15 protein-coding genes, 4 tRNA genes, 3 rRNA genes and 1 pseudogene are annotated in these 18,997 nt (G+C 39.0%); 7 read left to right on the top strand and 16 right to left on the bottom strand.

Going from position 1 to position 18,997, the window contains the following annotated elements:
• The first annotated feature begins 4 nt into the window (after positions 1–4).
• The 3 genes from MHI02_RS02095 to MHI02_RS18500 are packed head-to-tail and all read left to right on the top strand — an operon-like array spanning position 5 to position 1,613.
• Positions 5–1,231: a DNA methyltransferase gene (locus MHI02_RS02095; protein ID WP_060669269.1), complete on the top strand. Its 1,227-nt coding sequence runs from the start codon at positions 5–7 to the stop codon at positions 1,229–1,231.
• A 17-nt stretch (positions 1,232–1,248) separates the two neighbouring features.
• Positions 1,249–1,512 (top strand): DNA methyltransferase, encoded by a 264-nt coding sequence (locus MHI02_RS02090; RefSeq protein WP_275276485.1) that lies wholly within the window; start codon positions 1,249–1,251, stop codon positions 1,510–1,512.
• The gene (locus MHI02_RS18500) at positions 1,476–1,613 is read left to right on the top strand and encodes a hypothetical protein (RefSeq protein ID WP_275276484.1); all 138 of its coding nucleotides are present in this window, start codon (positions 1,476–1,478) and stop codon (positions 1,611–1,613) included. Before MHI02_RS02090 ends, MHI02_RS18500 begins: the two co-directional genes overlap by 37 nt.
• Before the next feature lie 380 nt (positions 1,614–1,993).
• On the opposite strand, the gene MHI02_RS02085 is transcribed toward MHI02_RS18500, so the two are convergent.
• On the bottom strand, positions 1,994–2,209 hold the full coding sequence (locus MHI02_RS02085) for a hypothetical protein (RefSeq protein WP_341165605.1): 216 nt from the start codon (positions 2,207–2,209) through the stop codon (positions 1,994–1,996).
• Positions 2,210–2,382: 173 nt separating this feature from the next.
• On the opposite strand from MHI02_RS02085, the gene MHI02_RS02080 reads away from it, so the two are divergent.
• The gene (locus tag MHI02_RS02080) at positions 2,383–2,922 is read left to right on the top strand and encodes a matrixin family metalloprotease (RefSeq protein WP_111058524.1); all 540 of its coding nucleotides are present in this window, start codon (positions 2,383–2,385) and stop codon (positions 2,920–2,922) included.
• Positions 2,923–2,940: 18 nt separating this feature from the next.
• On the top strand, positions 2,941–3,717 hold the full coding sequence (locus MHI02_RS02075) for a hypothetical protein (protein WP_060669273.1): 777 nt from the start codon (positions 2,941–2,943) through the stop codon (positions 3,715–3,717).
• Between the two features lie 31 nt (positions 3,718–3,748).
• On the opposite strand, the gene MHI02_RS02070 is transcribed toward MHI02_RS02075, so the two are convergent.
• From MHI02_RS02070 to MHI02_RS02035, 8 genes and pseudogenes are all read right to left on the bottom strand, one after another.
• Positions 3,749–4,132 (bottom strand): hypothetical protein, encoded by a 384-nt coding sequence (locus MHI02_RS02070; RefSeq protein WP_060669274.1) that lies wholly within the window; start codon positions 4,130–4,132, stop codon positions 3,749–3,751.
• Between the two features lie 492 nt (positions 4,133–4,624).
• The gene (locus MHI02_RS02065) at positions 4,625–4,774 is read right to left on the bottom strand and encodes a hypothetical protein (RefSeq protein WP_225344216.1); all 150 of its coding nucleotides are present in this window, start codon (positions 4,772–4,774) and stop codon (positions 4,625–4,627) included.
• 123 nt (positions 4,775–4,897) lie between these two features.
• Positions 4,898–5,528, bottom strand: a pseudogene (locus tag MHI02_RS02060) (recombinase family protein).
• A gap of 212 nt (positions 5,529–5,740) precedes the next feature.
• Positions 5,741–7,300 carry an IS66 family transposase gene (gene tnpC / locus MHI02_RS02055; protein ID WP_341166093.1) on the bottom strand — a complete coding sequence of 520 codons (1,560 nt, stop codon included), beginning with the start codon at positions 7,298–7,300 and terminating at the stop codon, positions 5,741–5,743.
• Positions 7,301–7,345: 45 nt separating this feature from the next.
• Positions 7,346–8,698 carry an IS1182 family transposase gene (locus MHI02_RS02050; RefSeq protein WP_060669377.1) on the bottom strand — a complete coding sequence of 451 codons (1,353 nt, stop codon included), beginning with the start codon at positions 8,696–8,698 and terminating at the stop codon, positions 7,346–7,348.
• A gap of 235 nt (positions 8,699–8,933) precedes the next feature.
• Entirely contained in the window at positions 8,934–9,290 is a 357-nt protein-coding gene (gene tnpB / locus MHI02_RS02045; RefSeq protein ID WP_047185468.1) for an IS66 family insertion sequence element accessory protein TnpB, read from the bottom strand.
• Entirely contained in the window at positions 9,280–9,600 is a 321-nt protein-coding gene (gene tnpA / locus MHI02_RS02040) for an IS66 family insertion sequence element accessory protein TnpA (protein WP_047185469.1), read from the bottom strand. The genes tnpB and tnpA overlap by 11 nt, the downstream gene beginning before the upstream one ends.
• Before the next feature lie 285 nt (positions 9,601–9,885).
• On the bottom strand, positions 9,886–10,929 hold the full coding sequence (locus tag MHI02_RS02035) for a restriction endonuclease (protein WP_060668192.1): 1,044 nt from the start codon (positions 10,927–10,929) through the stop codon (positions 9,886–9,888).
• Between the two features lie 652 nt (positions 10,930–11,581).
• On the opposite strand from MHI02_RS02035, the gene MHI02_RS02030 reads away from it, so the two are divergent.
• Positions 11,582–11,872: a hypothetical protein gene (locus MHI02_RS02030; protein WP_047186632.1), complete on the top strand. Its 291-nt coding sequence runs from the start codon at positions 11,582–11,584 to the stop codon at positions 11,870–11,872.
• 81 nt (positions 11,873–11,953) lie between these two features.
• A complete protein-coding gene (locus tag MHI02_RS02025; protein ID WP_047186633.1) occupies positions 11,954–13,024 on the top strand; it encodes a tyrosine-type recombinase/integrase in 1,071 nt (356 codons plus the stop codon).
• Between the two features lie 86 nt (positions 13,025–13,110).
• On the opposite strand, the gene MHI02_RS02020 is transcribed toward MHI02_RS02025, so the two are convergent.
• The 7 genes from MHI02_RS02020 to MHI02_RS01990 all read right to left on the bottom strand — a co-directional run bounded on the left by MHI02_RS02020 (position 13,111) and on the right by MHI02_RS01990 (position 18,702).
• Positions 13,111–13,183: transfer RNA gene (locus MHI02_RS02020), tRNA-Thr, on the bottom strand.
• A 7-nt stretch (positions 13,184–13,190) separates the two neighbouring features.
• Positions 13,191–13,265: transfer RNA gene (locus MHI02_RS02015), tRNA-Asn, on the bottom strand.
• Between the two features lie 24 nt (positions 13,266–13,289).
• Positions 13,290–13,404: ribosomal RNA gene (gene rrf, locus MHI02_RS02010) — 5S ribosomal RNA — on the bottom strand.
• Positions 13,405–13,521: 117 nt separating this feature from the next.
• Positions 13,522–16,438: ribosomal RNA gene (locus MHI02_RS02005) — 23S ribosomal RNA — on the bottom strand.
• A gap of 235 nt (positions 16,439–16,673) precedes the next feature.
• Positions 16,674–16,746: transfer RNA gene (locus MHI02_RS02000), tRNA-Ala, on the bottom strand.
• Between the two features lie 15 nt (positions 16,747–16,761).
• Positions 16,762–16,838, bottom strand: a tRNA-Ile gene (locus tag MHI02_RS01995).
• Positions 16,839–17,136: 298 nt separating this feature from the next.
• A 16S ribosomal RNA gene (locus MHI02_RS01990) occupies positions 17,137–18,702 on the bottom strand.
• The 16S, 23S and 5S rRNA genes sit together here with 4 tRNA genes alongside, the layout of an rRNA operon.
• Between the last annotated feature and the right edge of the window lie 295 nt (positions 18,703–18,997).

Here is an 18,997-nt window from a genome sequence, read left to right as displayed (position 1 = left end):
CATTTTGAAAAAAAGCAAACATCTTTCCAACCGCCCAAGAGATATTTATGAGTTTATTCATAATCATCGTGACGAATTTAGAGTGAAGAAAATGTGCCGCGTATTAGACGTTTCTACGAGTGGCTACTACAATTGGGTGGGACATTCACAAAGCGATCAAGAAAAGAGAAGGGAATCTTTAACTAGACAAGTAAAACAGGTATACATCGAATATGAAGCAAAGGTTGGTAGTCCAAAAATAACCCAAATCTTGAACAAAAGAGGTATAGATGTATCTCGGACAACTATCTCTCGTATACTGCATGACAATAAAAATTACTGGAAAAGTAGCTATACGGCATACAGCAACGATATCGGTCTTACTAGCTATGGTAAATATTTAACCAATACTACTGATGTTGTGTTGGATTTCCCTCATAAAGATTGTGTCTTGCAAAATAACAAAAATGGGGAGAACGAATTTCTCCATCGCGTGTTAGCTAAGGATGATATTAGTAAAATACTATCTCCAAGGGTACTTTCTCATATCAAAAGGTATGATGAGAACGGAGAACATCAAATAACAAAGTTTAAAGATACAGACAATCTTATTATTAAAGGGAATAACCTTATTGCTTTATACACATTGAAGGAACGATTTAAAGATAAAATAAAGTTCATATATATTGACCCACCGTACAATACAGGCGTATATCATTTAAAGTATAATGATTACTTTTCTCATTCTACCTGGCTGACTTTTATGAAAAGTCGATTAGAGGTAGCAAAGGAGTTACTAAGAAAAGATGGTGCCATCTATATTCATTGTGACGACAATGAGCAGGCTTATCTAAAAGTTGTTTGCGACGAGATTTTTGGTAGAAGGAACTTTGTTACTCAGATTGTTTGGAAACGTACAAATAGCCAACAGAATTCTGCGCAAATCGCTAATGTTAAAGACTATATACTTATCTTTGCAAAAGACAAGAAACAATATCAGATTAATAAAATCCCTTTATCGGATAGTGCTTATAAAGCTTATAAATATGAAGATGAAAATGGTAAATTTAGGATAGATAAAATCTTTGATAAAGAGCATGGTTACTATACATACGATATTCATTCCCAATCTGGTAAAAAGCTAAGTGGACCGTGGGTTTATAAAGAGTCAGCGTTCATAAAGTTAAATAAAGTTGGAAAGATATATTGGTCTAAAGGAAAAGATGTGTATCCATATAAAAGGCTTATCTAAAAGAGGATACGAAACAAATTCCTCATGATTTCTGGGGAACTGGATTCGGTACAAATCAACAAGGTACTGCTGAAATTAAAAGCCTGTTTCGGGAAAGGGTATTTGATTATCCTAAACCAGAGATGCTCATGTATCATCTATTAAAGATAGGTAGCAATGTAAACGATATTGTTCTGGATTTCTTTATGGGATCCGCAACAACACAGGCTGTAGCGCACAAAATGAATATATCGGTATTGAAAAGATGGATTACATACATAATGTATCAGTCGAGAGATTAAAAAAGGTAATTCAAGGTAAACAGGGTGGCATCTCTAAAAAAGTAGGTTGGCAAGGTGGAGGAAGCTTTGTTTATGCTGAATTAGGTGATAAAATCAAATAAAAAGGTAATCATGCAACAAACCGATGGTCATTACCTTTTAAAAAACTATGACAGTGACGTGTATTAACTGTTTCATTATAACATTTATTTTATCTATTATTGACCCCCTTCCTCATACCCCTTTTCACTCCTATTTTATTTTCAACTATGTTTTAAACTTTACATAAACAGAATAAAAAGGACGATGTGCTATAAACAGTACGCGTCCTTTTGACAACTTCACCGCTCGAAGTGAGGAGTTACTCTAGTTGTTATTTTCAGAAGAAGAACCCTCCATGCATTGTCGCGATTCCGGGTGGTCTTCTTTTTGAGACTTTTTTACTAATTGATTCAACACAGCAGCACATCTTCCATATGCGCTTTGTTGTCATTGATCCTTCTCAATTTCTCCTTTTTATGTATTTTCCGTCACACACCTTATAATCTATAGAGATCCCATCTATATCATTGAGCTTCCCGATTAAAAGTTCAATTTTTCGACTTGCTAATTCAGATATTATTTTATTAATAAATTTATCAAATTGCTCCTCACCTTTAGCAAAGATATCCTGATTATCTGATATTTCTTCCGTTGCTACATAAATAACATCTTCCATTTCAACTATAAGATCCCATCAAATGTGCCCCTGACCCTTATATCAGTTATTTTCCAATTATTTTAACTAAAAGAGCAAATTAATTATTTGTAATAATTTGTAATATTATTTGTAAAAAGGTATTACAAAATTTGGCAAATAATGGTAATTATGAAAAAAAAGGGGGTTTTTAAATGTATAAAAAAATTGGAACTCTATTATTATTTTCAGCTATTTTATTAACAAGCATTTTTGGGGTTCCTTCCAATGAAGCTTCTGCTTACAAAAAGGAAGGGTGGAAGTTAGGCTACCAAGTGCAAAGTTACAAATGGGGGGCTAGTTTGAAGGATGGTGTAATTAAAACTGGTTGGAAAAATGGTGCAAACAGTTGGAAAAGTAAAACTAGCACAAACGTAGGGGTAAACTTTTTTTACCATAGTAGTTCTGTCCATTTTTTAACTAGATTCACAGAGAAGGATTCTAATTATTTTGGAAAAATGAATGTTAATTATAACACAAAAACAAAAGTTGTGACAAAATACGCTGGATATCTAAATGATTATGCAGTAAAAAATTCAAAGGTAGCGCAAAGTACAGCCGTTCACGAATTAGGTCATGCATTAGGGATTGCTCATAATAATGGTACTTCCATTATGAATTCAAATAGAGATAGAAATAAAATGATTACCCCACAAACTGACGATGTAAATGGGGTAAAAAGTATTTATAAATAATAGAATGGAGGGAAAATTATGAGTAAAATTAAGAAGATTAGTATTTTAGTTGCGTCTATTGTTTTTGTAGGAATACTTAGTTTTTCGTTTTATAACAACGTTAATGAAGCTCAAGACAATCAAGAAGAAAAAGGCCCAGAAAATAACAACTCGCAGGATCAAACTATTTTAGCATCAAAAGATTTTAGTTCAACTAGTAGTCTTGATGATATGGTTTATAATTCAGATTTTATCGCCGTTGGTAGCTATGAAAGCTTAGATGAAATATGGAATATGGCTGCAGATCCAGAGAACGAAGACGAATATGTAGAAGGACACTTATATAATTTTTCTGTATCCGAAGTTTTTAAAGGGGAAAATATGAATAGTATAAAAATAAATCACCGTTATTCTGAAAATATTCCAGTTGAAATAACTTCAGGAGACGAGGAGATTTCACCTGAAGGTATTCTAATTAAAGAAGCGACCACAACTGAAAATTTTGTTGTCGAAAACAAAGATCCATTATTTATTGAACCGGATTTTTCCAAAAAATATATTGTTTTTCTAAAAAAAGGTGATACAGGAAATTATTACGCAGCAATTGAGCCTTATTTAATTGAATTTGATGAAAATGAGGTTGCTGTATTAAAAAGTAATCTACTTAACTTAGACGAACAGGATTTGTCAATAGTAACAGAAATTGATGGGCATGAAATAGTTATTCATAATGACATTCACCAAAATATAGACGATAATATTTCCGGAAAAGAATATAGTGAAATTAAGGAAAGTATTATCAGCTTAATTAATTAGTAAAAACTCCCTGCTATTAAACAGGGAGTTTTTAGCCTTCTGATAAAGCCAAATACTTTTTTACTACTCCATTTTCCTCTACAATTAATATATATTCTTCATTTGTCGAAAAAATTTTAGTGTTTGGTGATAGTTTTGATGCAGTCCCATCTTTAAATTTGCTTTTTGAGGTCTCTTTGATTATACCAATTTCCTTATCTTTGGTTACATTAACATCATTTACCCATTCAATACCCGTTTTATATATTATACCTTTTATCTGAAATATATCAGCATCTGGGTCATCTCTTAAGACTTCTTGAGCAGTAGGTGGTTTACTCGAAGTAGTTTTTTCATTAACATCATTATTACAAGCAACAAGAAAAGATAGAACTAGCAACATATTAATACCCCAAAAGATTATCTTTTTATTCATATAACACTTCCTTATTCTTATACTACAATTATATTATCATGTTTGTAACATAATTGTAAGTCTCTTCTGAAAACTATAGCGACAAATAATGCTAGGGAGAAATCCCCTACTTTTCTTTAGATCCAACAATATGGGCTACCCTAAAAAGACTGACGAAATCAGTTTTATTGGTGGTAGAATGGATATGGGAAATACAATGTATAAGAATAAAAATCTATCTTTCGAAGTGAAGAAAGACCTTTTATTGTAACGCAAAATAACACTTAAAACTAGTGAAAAGTAAAATTAAAAGTGACAAATATCACCGAAACGGCCTCAATACTTTTTAAGTTATGATACCATTAGTTTTTAATGAAACAAAAACCAACATTTTCATTCGACTTTTATCTGTTCCTTATTCAACTAAAGCGCAAATCCTTAAAGTCTCTTTATTCAACTTCTTTAGTGGGAGAAATTAAGATACTTAGTCCACCTTCTCCATAATCCCACATCTTAACCCATGGGAGATGTACCATCTGGTAATTCAAACACCCTTTGTTCCAATAGTTTAATTGATTCACTTAAACCAATGCAACCATGTGAAAAAGTAGCTGGATGAATCGTAACTTTTCTACCTGTATCGTTAAAATATATAAACTTCATTACTCTATCCACCCTTCAGTAAAACTACCCGCTTTTTCAATCCCCCCTATATACTAATACGGATAATACCTTTTTTATACTAAATCTGTAATATCAATCATAACCGGTTCTTAAACTCCTTCATTAGAACAGCTCCTTTTCATACTCTTTAACGATTTTATAGAAACTGTTTTTCTTTAATTCTAGTAGTTCCATGAATTGAACGCCAGTTATTTCTTTGCGTTTCCATCTATCGTAGTTTGTTTCCAACGTATGACGCTGATCCTTGCTTAATGTTTCTAAGTTTAATTGAGGACGTCCCAGGTGTTTTCCCTGTGCCTTTGCCAAAGCTATTCCTTCGGCTTGACGTTTACCAATATTCTACGCGTTCACGTTCAGCCATAAACGACAGGACTTGCAGTACTAAATCACTTACGAATGTTCCGAGCGTATCCTTGTATTGAGTCGTGTCGAGCAATGGAATATCTAATACTTTAATGTCCGCCTTGATTACCTCTGTAATTTCCTTCCACTCGTTTTGAATTTCCCTTGAATTACGTCCAAACCTATCCAATGAATGAATATAAAGCAAGTCGCCTTCACGCAATATATTTTTAAGAGCTTGATACTTCGGTCTGTTGAAGTTTTTTCCACTCTGCTTATCAACGAAAATGTCCCGGTCATCAATTCCTAGTTTTTTGATTTCCACTATTTGGCGTCCCTCGTTTTGTTCCTTACTTGATACTCTTATATAAGCAAATGTCTTTGTAGCAATATAGCCAGCCCCTTGTTTATTTTCTTGAATTAAATATACACCAGATGTTTATAAAGGTAAACAGCATTTAACAAACGTTTATAAATTATTTTTACAACGTTTAAGGACAATAAAGTGGTACTGTTTTGGTAGTTTGTAAAGGTATACGTTTATAAAGTAAGCGTCAAATAGCCCACACCTAGTATTAAGGTATGGGCTATTTTATACTCTAACTAAGATTTAATTTGAACTTTGACAGTTAATGGAATAGTCGTTGACCAAGGTAGGAGTTGATCCATCGCTTCTTCGTTTGTTGAATCAATGTTTGGCAACTGCTCAAATAGATACTTCAAATATTCAAATGGGCTTAGCCCATTCTCCTTTGCAGTTTCTACTATACTATAAATAATTGCGCTCGACTCAGCACCCTTTGGTGTATTACTAAACAAGAAATTTTTTCTTCCGATCACGAAAGGTTTAATAGAGCGCTCACTTCGGTTGTTATCAATTTCTAATCGCCCATCCTCTAAAAAGACGGTTAATTTATTCCATTGGTTTCGACAATATTTAATTGCTTTACCGAGGGCACTTTTCGGCAAGACTTTTGGTGTTTGCATTTTTAGCCATGTTGAAAAAGCCTCCAAAATTGGTTGGCTGCGTTTGATTCGTATTTCATAACGTTCCTTTGGAGTCTTATCCAGACACTTGCGTTCAATCGCAAATAATTGGTTACAATATTCCAATCCTTCGGTTGCAGTAACCTTTGATTTGTCTGCCTCTTTTGGCAAGGATTTTAATGCCTCATCAAACTTTCGCCTTGCATGGCTCCAACAACCAGATAAGGTGACATTAGGAAGACTATCGTAACCACCGTACCCATCGACATGCAAGTATCCCTTGAATTCCGATAGGAATCTTTTTGGATGTTTACTTGCTCGTGATCGTTGGTATTCAAATAGAATATTCGGTGGACGGTCACGTCCATTACGATAGAGCCACATATACGATTTCGAATCGGCTGATCGTCCTGGTTCTCGTAAAACTTGAACCGTAGTCTCATCTGCATGTAGAATATCTTCCTGCAAAAGATGATACTTCATTCGGTCATATATTTTGGACAACCAACGGTTGGCCCCCTCTACCATCCAATTGGCTAGTGTTTGACGAGAAAGGTTAATACCTAGATATTTTAATTGGCTTTCCTGTCGATATAAAGGTAGGCCTTCGGCATATTTTTGATTCATAATATAAGCAATAATTGAAGGTGAAGCATAGCTTTTCGGAAAAACAGGCAATGGCATTTTTGCCGTCACGATAGGAGTTTCTATCTCATCCTTTTCACATTGACGACAAGCATACACATGACGGACATGCCTTACGACTTTTACCTGAGCAGGTATCACTTGTAGTTCTTTTCGAATTTCTTCGCTCATTTTGTGTGTTTTATTACCGCAACACGAACAAACCTGTTCCTCAGGAGATAGTTCATATTCTATCGTCTCTATTGGCAGGTTTTCCATCAATTCTTCTCTTGTTTTCCGAGACTTCTTGCGTTGATATGTAATAGTATCAAGCGTAGGTTCTTCAATATTTAAATCAGCTGTATCTTCCGCCTCATTAAACAATGGTAGACTCATTTGATCGTCATTCGTTTTTTCACTGGAAACACCATATTTTTGTTTTTGAAGTAAGCGAAATTGCTCCTCATACCATTTTAGTTTTGCTTCCAACTCTTGATTGCGTTCTTTATAATATTCAATTGAGTCAATTTCATAATTGCTCTTTTTAAAAATACAAAGACTTACAGAATTTCTAAATTGTATTTTTAAAAACAGAAATCATGCAACTTGTTGCTGGTTTAATTGTGCATTAATACGGTCTGCAGCTAGCTTTGAAGCATTGTAAATAAGGGTAACCATGTCAAAGTGAATTTTGGCACGTTTCCCGGTACGATAACGCACATTGTTAAGCTGAAAGAATTCCTTAAGATACGCATTGACCCGTTCAACAGCGGTACGACGTTTGAAGATTTTTTTCCATGCCTGAGAGCCACGGGCTGGCGCGGTATATCTTCGAAGGTCTGTTGTAATCTTTACTTTATACACCTTTTGGCAGATACCTTCGTCAGCCAAAGGACAGTCACTACATTCCTTCGGTCTTGTATACTTTAACGTTTCATACTTGGCATCAAAACTATCATAACGATAAGAATGCTCTCTAAAACAAGTTGGGGCAAAGTGTTTATCAAAGCCAATAGGCTCCCCTTCGTTTCGCTTATTGTATGCAATGACGGATTGTTGTCCCATTCGATGAACCTGTTCATATAAGGGTTCATAATCATAGCCAGCATCCATTGTTTGATAGCGTAATGGAAGTTGGAGGCGTTCATGAATTCCTTTCAGTAAAGGGATAGCTGCCTTACCGTCATTTAGGCTTCCGGATGAAAAAAGAGCTTGTAGAATATATTGACTGGATGTACCAACGGCCAAATGACCCTTGTAGCCAAACCAGAAAACATTTTGTCCCTCTGAGTTCTTTTTCACACCCCATTTAGGGTCTTGAGGAACTTCAGCACGTAGTTCGACTATAGGAACATCTAATTGAGCCTCAATTTTTCTATCATATAAAGGCAAATCGGCATCCGTTTCAGCTTGTTCTTTAAGCCATTGTTCACGCTCTTCTTTGGATTTGCGGCCACGTTTTTTTGGTTCGGGTTTTGGCTTTTCTTCTTTTGGCGGTGCTTGGTCACGTGCTTCAAAATGGGTGGCATCGATGGCAGCTGTATCATCCATGATAAACCCTTCTGCAATTGCTTGAAGAACAACCTTATCTCGTTCTATTTCTAAGACATTGCACGCCTCTAACTTCGTTACAAGTCGAGAATAAGAGGCCTCGGAGGGGACCGAGTCTGATACCAAAAATCCGCAATTCAATTTAAATGCAACATCATCATGAAGCCGTTTAATAAGGTCCTTAATCGTCGGAATACGTTCGACATATCTCACAAAAGTGGAAATAATCATGGCAGCATAATTTAGTTCTTCAGGCGCACCTAACCGTGATTTTTTGATAACTTTAGGATAAATGTTATCCAAATTGATCGCTGATATAATGGCATCATATTTTTGGGTAGGTTCCATGTCGTATAATTCTTGAATGCTAAATAAGCTAGTTTGTCGTATAATGGTCAAAGGGAGCACTCCTTCTGTCTTTTTGGTTGTTTCATCAACTACCATTATACAAGATTTGGGGAGGTGCTTCCTTTTTTATGTTATTAATCCCTTGTCCCGCAGGGGCTGAGAATTATGAAATTCATTCAATTGTGTGCTCATTATTGTTCTCTACTATTTTTTCCATAAATTAAGTATACGAAAAAGAACCCAACTTGACTAGTCGAATTCTTCCTATTTTAATAGATTATTTAATCTATAGAATGGTACGTGCTTTCACCTCTGGATGCGCCTGTTTTTGTTGTATAGGTAGTCCATCTAGTAACCAACGAAGTTGACGATAACTAATGTGCATTGGGGCCTCGTCCTTGTCAGAGGGCCAGTGGAATTTCCCACGTTCCAACCTGCGATAATGCAGCCAAAATCCATTATGTTCCCATTGAAGGATTTTTAATTTGTCTCGTTTTCGATTGCAAAATACAAATAGGCAAGGAGAGAAAGGATCGAGATCAAATCCCTCCTTGACAAGTACAGCTAATCCATCAATAGATTTTCGTAAATCAGTACTTCCACGCGCAAGATAAACACGCTCAATATTTGTCTCATTTAACATCTATTCTTAATGCCTTTACTACTTCTGAAAGAAGAGATGGATCGAATCCATGTTTAATTTCAATAGATGCTTGTCCTAATTTTATAAGGATAGAAGAATCTGGATTATTATCGTACTTATCTACCTCAACTGACAGCCACTTAGATGAAGTGTTATCAACTTTTGGATCAGTATTTAGTTTCTTCTTCCAGTAATAAAACTGGCTTTCATGTACATTATTCTCATCGCACCATTTAGCAATGCTTAGTCCACTTTGTTTGTACGAAGAAATGCGTTCTTCCCAAACTAGCCTTTTCTCTTTGCGTGTCATGAAAAAATCCCCCTTAAAGATTTTCTTAAGGAGATTATTACATAGCCCAATTAATATTAGAAGGTGGTCTATATTTGACGCTTACTTTATAAACAAGAAGATATGAAAAAAACTAATTACTTTTTTGAATTTCTACCAATTCTCATGTAGAAAGTAATATATAACTCGTAAGATTTAATACCGTCTTTTAATGAAATTAAAAAAGCCGATGTTTTAGATCGACTTTTAATTTCTTTTTATTAAACTAAAGCACCCGTTAGTAACAAAAACTACTAATTATTTTACTCATTCTTTTTCCATATATATTGCTAATAATTGTTTTTGTTGTTCTATATCCTCTAATTCATTAATACCAAACTCGTCTATAATCCAACTCATACTGATATTTTCAGTATGTGGTCTCACTACCCTTATATATGGGTTTGAGTCATCATAGTAAAAAGAGGTTGTAAAAGGTATATAATAATAATTAATATCCTGATTACTAATAAATTGCTGCAACCCTCGCACTATATCAGTTATATGCGGTTTATACCTAGTTGGAATACCTGCTCGATATGCTTGGTCAGTTATATTTCCCTTAAATTTAGCTTCACGAATAAAATTAATCTGACTATAGACATTTGTTAGTTCTCCATTTAATAAATGTATTAATAAAATAATATAGTCTATACCAACCCTTTTTCCAATTTCACTATTACTCCTTCCTTTTGTAAATCTATCTCTATAACGATTACTATAAAAGGAAATTTCGTTTATGATGCCATTATATTTAGACTTTTTGCCTATACTTAACACGGATTTAAGAAGCAATTCTAGTAGCTGCATATAAGGTTGCTCAAACGTTGGATTGGTTTCAATTTCATCTACCAATAAATGATACATTTGAGCATCAAAAGAATCTTCTTCTAGAAATCCTTTAATCTGGTTCGAAAAAATTGGATAGTTATTAATTTCTTTACCATGTTCATTGATATTTTTTAATAGTTTTATAAAGGTTTGTCCATTAATTAGATCTATATTTTTATTTTCAGCAAATCTAACGGCTTTTGGTGAAAAGCCACTTGATGTAACTAAAATGCCTTTCAAGGCTTGACGATCTTGAACAACACCATATAAATCTCGTACTTGCGGCTCACCAACATTATTTTTCCAAAGTTTACATTGAATTAAGTAAGTCCCTTTAAAAACTTCCCCGTCATATACAGCTTCAATATCAATACCTCCATCTCCAGAAGCCGGAGTTAAAAAGGTTCGGAAACCCCTAGACCGAAAAATATGGGCTGTTAATTCTTCAAATTCTAATGGAGTAAGTTGACCAAAATTCATTATATTCGCCTCATTTCAACACAGAATATTAATTTATCATCTACAACTCTTCCGCCCGTTAGTTTAAGTACATTTTTTCACATAAACTGCGTTTATCTTAACATACTTATTTTGGCTTCACCACATAGTTTCGAGAAGGTATTTTATATATTCCATTTTTTATTCTTTATGACTTTAGAACAAATATGCACCTTTATCTCTTAAAGAATAGCTAAGAGACAGCTCTCATATTTTATTCATTCAGATGACGTTAGTCCTAAAATAAACTAATTACGTATTTATTTTGCAAGTAGTTTCATATCAACTTTCTCATTCTTCTTGTCCAATTTTTAGACAAATGCTAGTTCAAAAAATAATTACATAAATTATTTTAATGGGTAATAAAAAACGCTATATACAACTTCAGAACCTAGGTATACCAACAGTTAAAGCTTAATATTTTGTTTCCATTTTTCCTTTAGATTACTCGTAAAATTTTTAAGTTGGATAAGAAATTAACCGGAGCATCAATTAACTTGTTTTATACTTAACCTAGTTTCAAACAAATTCAATAGAAGTATAAAGTTAATTCGTATCGAGATTACACTCGAAGTTGATACAACATTTTTGGATTACATTTCAGATGATTGATTAAGTTAGGAGGGATTACAAATTGATCGAAGCACCATTTATAGAAGTTAAAATTGATGATGAAGTTTTAGAACAGCAAATCTTTAAACACATTGAAGAAAAGATGATAGATATCGGACATGATAAAATTTTTTATAGTTTAGATGATTTGACACACATTACTTCATTCTCAAAGGGTCACATTATGAATACTTTCTTTGATGATTCACGTTTCAAACACATTAGACGCAGAGTAGGTCGTAAGTGGGTATTCCCTGTTGAAGAAACAAACGAGTTTTTAAAAGAATGGATTAAAGAACAACCAAACGAATAAAATTGAATTTAGGAGAACCATACGCTATTCTAATAGAGTATGTAACTGTTCTCCTTTAATTTGAAAGGATTGAAGGAAAATATGGCAGTAGAGAAATTAAAAGAAAATGGGATTGTAGTAGCTTATCGCTCCAATGTGTACTATAAAGGTAAGCGATTCATTGGAAAGCGGAGACATTCTAAGAAAGAAGCAGAATTAGATGAATTAGAGCAAAAAAGAGATTTACTTACTGGTAATTACTTTGAGGAATCTCACAAAACATTAGATAGAGGTTTTGATGATTACATGACATTAGTAGCACCTAAACGTTTAGGTGCTACAGCTTTAAAGGGTGCAGAATCTTATTATAAAAAGCATATCCAGCCAGTATTTGGTTTTCGAGAGATGGTAGGAATAAAATCTATTGAGATTCAAAAGTTTCTTGTACGAAAAGAACAAGAGTTATCCAATTCATCCATCATCAAATTGTATACACTAATGAATCAAATTTATAAGATGATGATTAAATGGGATGAATTAAAATCTAACCCTTTAGACGGTGTTCAAAAGCCACAACCTAATTATAAAGAAAAAGAGACGTGGACGAAAGAAGAATGCCATGAGTTTTTATCAGCTGCACAAGAATATCAAAGCTATATAGTATTTTGGCTTGCGATACAGTTCGGTTTACGTTTCTCTGAAGCTCTTGGCTTGCAATGGAAAAATATAGACTTTAAAAATAAAGTCTTACATGTCGAACAAGCGTATCATGAACTAGAAAAAGAATTAGGTAGATTAAAAACAAAATCATCTCGTCGCTCCATTTCATTATCAGACCAACAAGTGGAATTCCTAAAGCAGTATAAAGAAAGACAAAGCCCCAAAAGCGACATTGTTGCTGCGAACTCACACGGAGATTTCATGATGAAACGAAATGTTCGGCGAGCTATGAATCGCATTTGTGAACGTGCCGGAGTTAAACAGATTTCATTTCACGAATTAAGACATACACACGCCACTATAATGTTAGAAATGAATGAGCACGTGAAGATTGTTCAGGAGCGATTGGGACACGCCAAGTCGGAAACAACTAATGATATTTACTCACATGTTCGCCCACAAGTTCATCAAGATGCAGCACAGCGTTTTTCGGATTTTTTCGAGGTACAATAAAAAGGGAAAGGAAAGGTCGTCACTGTTTCGTCACTGAAAACAAAAAGACTTTTATCCTAATATGGATAAAAGCCTTATATATCAAGAGCTTCCAACAGGATTTGAACCTGCGACCCCTTCCTTACCATGGAAGTGCTCTACCTACTGAGCTATGGAAGCACAAAAATGGCTCCACAGGTAGGATTCGAACCTACGACCGATCGGTTAACAGCCGATTGCTCTACCACTGAGCTACTGTGGAATAATCTAAGATTAATATGTAACTGCCTGGCGGTGTCCTACTCTCGCAGGGGGAATCCCCAACTACCATCGGCGCTGGAGAGCTTAACTTCTGTGTTCGGTATGGGAACAGGTGTGACCTCTCCGCCATCACTACCAGACAGCATTTTATGTATGATACAAGTATTATTATATATTGAATCTTATCTAAAGTCAAGTATCGAAAGGTATTTATACCTTAAAAACTAAATAAGAGTAAATTATAACATCAAAAGAATTTAGTTAAGTCCTCGATCGATTAGTATTTGTCAGCTCCACGTGTCGCCACGCTTCCACCTCAAACCTATTAACCTCATCGTCTCTGAGGGATCTTACTCATTTAAAATGATGGGAAGTCTCATCTTGAGGGGGGCTTCATGCTTAGATGCTTTCAGCACTTATCCTTTCCATACGTAGCTACCCAGCTATGCTCCTGGCGGAACAACTGGTACACCAGCGGTATGTCCATCCCGGTCCTCTCGTACTAAGGACAGCTCCTCTCAAACTTCCAACGCCCACGACGGATAGGGACCGAACTGTCTCACGACGTTCTGAACCCAGCTCGCGTACCGCTTTAATGGGCGAACAGCCCAACCCTTGGGACCGACTACAGCCCCAGGATGCGATGAGCCGACATCGAGGTGCCAAACCTCCCCGTCGATGTGAACTCTTGGGGGAGATAAGCCTGTTATCCCCGGGGTAGCTTTTATCCGTTGAGCGATGGCCCTTCCATGCGGAACCACCGGATCACTAAGCCCGACTTTCGTCCCTGCTCGACTTGTAGGTCTCGCAGTCAAGCTCCCTTCTGCCTTTACACTCTGCGAATGATTTCCAACCATTCTGAGGGAACCTTTGGGCGCCTCCGTTACCTTTTGGGAGGCGACCGCCCCAGTCAAACTGCCCGCCTGACACTGTCTCCGAACCGGATCACGGTCCTGGGTTAGAAGGTCCATACAGCCAGGGTGGTATCCCACGGATGCCTCCACGTAAGCTGGCGCTCACGTTTCTAAGGCTCCCACCTATCCTGTACAAGCTGCACAGACATTCAATATCAGGCTACAGTAAAGCTCCACGGGGTCTTTCCGTCCTGTCGCGGGTAATGCGCATCTTCACGCATCGTATAATTTCACCGGGTCTCTCGTTGAGACAGTGCCCAAGTCGTTGCACCTTTCGTGCGGGTCGGAACTTACCCGACAAGGAATTTCGCTACCTTAGGACCGTTATAGTTACGGCCGCCGTTTACTGGGGCTTCGGTTCTAAGCTTCGGGCGAAAGCCCTAACTCTTCCCCTTAACCTTCCAGCACCGGGCAGGTGTCAGCCCCTATACTTCGCCTTTCGGCTTCGCAGAGACCTGTGTTTTTGCTAAACAGTCGCTTGGGCCTATTCACTGCGGCTCTACTCCGTAGAGCACCCCTTCTCCCTAAGTTACGGGGTCATTTTGCCGAGTTCCTTAACGAGAGTTCTCCCGCTCACCTTAGGATTCTCTCCTCGCCTACCTGTGTCGGTTTGCGGTACGGGCACCTGTGACCTTGCTAGAGGCTTTTCTCGGCAGTGTGAAATCAGGAACTTCGGCCAGAAGGCCTCCCCATCACAGCTTGAAATGGCCAGGCGGATTTGCCTACCTGACTTTCTCACTGCTTGGGCGCACACATCCATCCGTGCGCATTCCTTATCCTACTGCGTCCCCCCATCGCTCAAACGGTCATGAGGTGGTACAGGAATATCTGCCTGTTGTCCATCGCCTACGCCTTTCGGCCTCGGCTTAGGTCCCGACTAACCCTGAGAGGACGAGCCTTCCTCAGGAAACCTTAGGCATTCGGTGAAAGAGATTCTCACTCTTTTTTCGCTACTCATACCGGCATTCTCACTTCTAAGCGCTCCACCAGTCCTCACGGTCTGACTTCACAGCACTTAGAACGCTCTCCTACCATTGTTCGTAAGAACAATCCACAGCTTCGGTGATACGTTTAGCCCCGGTACATTTTCGGCGCAGAGTCACTCGACCAGTGAGCTATTACGCACTCTTTAAATGGTGGCTGCTTCTAAGCCAACATCCTGGTTGTCTAAGCAACTCCACATCCTTTTCCACTTAACGTATACTTTGGGACCTTAGCTGGTGGTCTGGGCTGTTTCCCTTTCGACTATGAACCTTATCACCCATAGTCTGACTCCCAAGTTTAAGTATCTGGCATTCGGAGTTTGACTGAATTCGGTAACCCGATGAGGGCCCCTAGTCCAATCAGTGCTCTACCTCCAGTACTCATCATCTTGAGGCTAGCCCTAAAGCTATTTCGGAGAGAACCAGCTATCTCCGTGTTCGATTGGCATTTCACCCCTACCCACACCTCATCCCCGCATTTTTCAACATACGTGGGTTCGGGCCTCCAGTCAGTGTTACCTGACCTTCACCCTGGACATGGGTAGATCACACGGTTTCGGGTCTACGACCGCATACTAAATCGCCCTATTCAGACTCGCTTTCGCTACGGCTCCGTGTCTTCCACTTAACCTTGCATACAATCGTAACTCGCCGGTCCATTCTACAAAAGGTACGCCGTTACGCATTAACGCGCTTCGACTACTTGTAGGCACACGGTTTCAGGTACTCTTTCACTCCCCTCCCGGGGTGCTTTTCACCTTTCCCTCACGGTACTGGTTCACTATCGGTCACTAGGGAGTATTTAGCCTTGGGAGATGGTCCTCCCGGATTCCGACGGAATTCCACGTGTTCCGCCGTACTCAGGATCCACTCCGGAGGAAATTCTTTTTCGATTACAGGGCTGTTACCCTCTTTGGCTAACCTTTCCAGGTTGATTCATCTAAAGAATTTCTTTGTAACTCCTTGTGGAGTGTCCTACAACCCCAGAGAGCAAGCTCTCTGGTTTGGGCTGTTTCCGTTTCGCTCGCCGCTACTTGGGAAATCGCATTTGCTTTCTCTTCCTCCAGGTACTGAGATGTTTCAGTTCCCTGGGTGTGCCTCTTATGCCCTATGTATTCAGACATAAGTCCTGTTCCATTACGAACAGTGGGTTTCCCCATTCGGAAATCCTCGGATCTAAGTTTACTTACAACTCCCCGAGGCATATCGGTGTTAGTCCCGTCCTTCATCGGCTCCTAGTGCCAAGGCATCCACCGTGCGCCCTTATTCACTTAACTAAGTTTACAATGAATAAGCGTGCTATTATATAGCCTTGCTTTAAATCTAGTTTCAGCTCCTAACGACTAGCGTACTTCCTTCACCTTCGTACGATAAGTCAACATCGATTCACTATCGTTCATCGTGTTTCCTTTATCTCCTGCGGCTCAGTCCAGTCCGTACGTCGTTGAACAGTCGCTTCAGCCTTTTGATTGATGTCTTGTTTACTCTTATTTAGTTTTCAAGGTACAAAAATGGAGCCTAGCGGGATCGAACCGCTGACCTCCTGCGTGCAAAGCAGGCGCTCTCCCAGCTGAGCTAAGGCCCCGTTTAAATTATATGATGGTGGGCCTGAGTGGACTCGAACCACCGACCTCACGCTTATCAGGCGTGCGCTCTAACCAGCTGAGCTACAGGCCCATCTATAATTAAAAAATTGCTCTCTCAAAACTGAACCAAACAACACAGTATGCTTCATCCAAATTAGGATGTTCCGTAATGTCCAGCTGCAGCACCCAGCGACTAGCAAACTACCTTCACCTCCGTACGATAAGTCAACATCGATTCACTTACGTTCATCGTGTTTCCTTTATCTCCTTCGGTAGAAGAATGTCCGATTAAAATCGCCGCTTTGCGCGGCAACATCGGACCACCTGGCATGGCCAGGCGCAGTTTGTACGTCGCTAACCGGGTGCTTCCGCTTTTCGTATATCCTTAGAAAGGAGGTGATCCAGCCGCACCTTCCGATACGGCTACCTTGTTACGACTTCACCCCAATCATTGGTCCCACCTTCGGCGGCTGGCTCCAAAAGGTTACCTCACCGACTTCGGGTGTTACCAACTCTCGTGGTGTGACGGGCGGTGTGTACAAGACCCGGGAACGTATTCACCGCGGCATGCTGATCCGCGATTACTAGCGATTCCGGCTTCATGTAGGCGAGTTGCAGCCTACAATCCGAACTGAGAATGGTTTTATGGGATTTGCTTGACCTTGCGGTTTCGCTGCCCTTTGTACCATCCATTGTAGCACGTGTGTAGCCCAGGTCATAAGGGGCATGATGATTTGACGTCATCCCCACCTTCCTCCGGTTTGTCACCGGCAGTCACCTTAGAGTGCCCAACTTAATGCTGGCAACTAAGATCAAGGGTTGCGCTCGTTGCGGGACTTAACCCAACATCTCACGACACGAGCTGACGACAACCATGCACCACCTGTCACTTTCGTCCCCGAAGGGAAATCCCTATCTCTAGGGAGGTCGAAAGGATGTCAAGACCTGGTAAGGTTCTTCGCGTTGCTTCGAATTAAACCACATGCTCCACCGCTTGTGCGGGTCCCCGTCAATTCTTTTGAGTTTCAGCCTTGCGGCCGTACTCCCCAGGCGGAGTGCTTAATGCGTTAACTTCAGCACTAAGGGGCGGAAACCCCCTAACACCTAGCACTCATCGTTTACGGCGTGGACTACCAGGGTATCTAATCCTGTTCGCTACCCACGCTTTCGCTCCTCAGCGTCAGTTACAGACCAGAGAGTCGCCTTCGCCACTGGTGTTCCTCCATATCTCTACGCATTTCACCGCTACACATGGAATTCCACTCTCCTCTTCTGCACTCAAGTCCTCCAGTTTCCAATGACCCTCCACGGTTAAGCCGTGGGCTTTCACATCAGACTTAAAAGACCGCCTGCGAGCGCTTTACGCCCAATAAATCCGGACAACGCTTGCCACCTACGTATTACCGCGGCTGCTGGCACGTAGTTAGCCGTGGCTTTCTGGTTAGGTACCGTCAAGGTCAGGTCAGTTACTACCTGACTTGTTCTTCCCTAACAACAGAGTTTTACGATCCGAAAACCTTCTTCACTCACGCGGCGTTGCTCCGTCAGACTTTCGTCCATTGCGGAAGATTCCCTACTGCTGCCTCCCGTAGGAGTCTGGGCCGTGTCTCAGTCCCAGTGTGGCCGATCACCCTCTCAGGTCGGCTACGCATCGTTGCCTTGGTGAGCCTTTACCTCACCAACTAGCTAATGCGCCGCGGGCCCATCTATAAGTGACAGCTTACGCCGCCTTTCAAACTTCTTATTATGCAATAAAAAGTATTATCCGGTATTAGCTCACGTTTCCGCGAGTTATCCCAGTCTTATAGGTAGGTTGCCCACGTGTTACTCACCCGTCCGCCGCTCGTTCCACTCTCTTCACCCCGAAGGGATCAGAAGAGCTTCCCGCGCTCGACTTGCATGTATTAGGCACGCCGCCAGCGTTCGTCCTGAGCCAAGATCAAACTCTCCAAAAAAAGTTTGTTTAGAATTAACATAATTAATTCTATGTCTTAGCTTTTTAGAAGTGTTACCTTCTATTTTTAAAAGAAAACGAGTTTCCTTTTATCTTAACATACTGGTTGTTTTGTTCAGTTTTCAAAGAGCAATTCATGTCGTCTTTTAACGACAGATATTAATTTATCATACTACATTTTCTTTGTCAACAAGTTTTTGAATGAACTTTAAAATGTTCTTTCGTTTTTCTAGCGACAAGAAATAATATAGCACATGATCATAGTAAATTCAATAGAAAATATAGAAGAAAGAGTA

Source organism: Oceanobacillus sp. FSL K6-0118, assembly GCF_038006665.1.
Classification (GTDB): Bacteria; Bacillota; Bacilli; order Bacillales; family Amphibacillaceae; genus Oceanobacillus; species Oceanobacillus caeni.
This window is presented reverse-complemented; position numbering and strand designations above follow the sequence as displayed.

What these genes read in the sequence shown, in the direction of transcription:
- MHI02_RS18500 (WP_275276484.1), top strand. Translation starts at nt 1,476, where the DNA reads ATGGATTACATACATAATGTATCAGTCGAGAGATTAAAAAAGGTAATT.
- MHI02_RS02085 (WP_341165605.1), bottom strand. Translation starts at nt 2,209, where the DNA reads ATGGAAGATGTTATTTATGTAGCAACGGAAGAAATATCAGATAATCAG.
- MHI02_RS02080 (WP_111058524.1), top strand. Translation starts at nt 2,383, where the DNA reads ATGTATAAAAAAATTGGAACTCTATTATTATTTTCAGCTATTTTATTA.
- MHI02_RS02075 (WP_060669273.1), top strand. Translation starts at nt 2,941, where the DNA reads ATGAGTAAAATTAAGAAGATTAGTATTTTAGTTGCGTCTATTGTTTTT.
- MHI02_RS02070 (WP_060669274.1), bottom strand. Translation starts at nt 4,132, where the DNA reads ATGAATAAAAAGATAATCTTTTGGGGTATTAATATGTTGCTAGTTCTA.
- MHI02_RS02065 (WP_225344216.1), bottom strand. Translation starts at nt 4,774, where the DNA reads ATGAAGTTTATATATTTTAACGATACAGGTAGAAAAGTTACGATTCAT.
- tnpB (WP_047185468.1), bottom strand. Translation starts at nt 9,290, where the DNA reads ATGTTAAATGAGACAAATATTGAGCGTGTTTATCTTGCGCGTGGAAGT.
- tnpA (WP_047185469.1), bottom strand. Translation starts at nt 9,600, where the DNA reads ATGACACGCAAAGAGAAAAGGCTAGTTTGGGAAGAACGCATTTCTTCG.
- MHI02_RS02035 (WP_060668192.1), bottom strand. Translation starts at nt 10,929, where the DNA reads ATGAATTTTGGTCAACTTACTCCATTAGAATTTGAAGAATTAACAGCC.
- MHI02_RS02025 (WP_047186633.1), top strand. Translation starts at nt 11,954, where the DNA reads ATGGCAGTAGAGAAATTAAAAGAAAATGGGATTGTAGTAGCTTATCGC.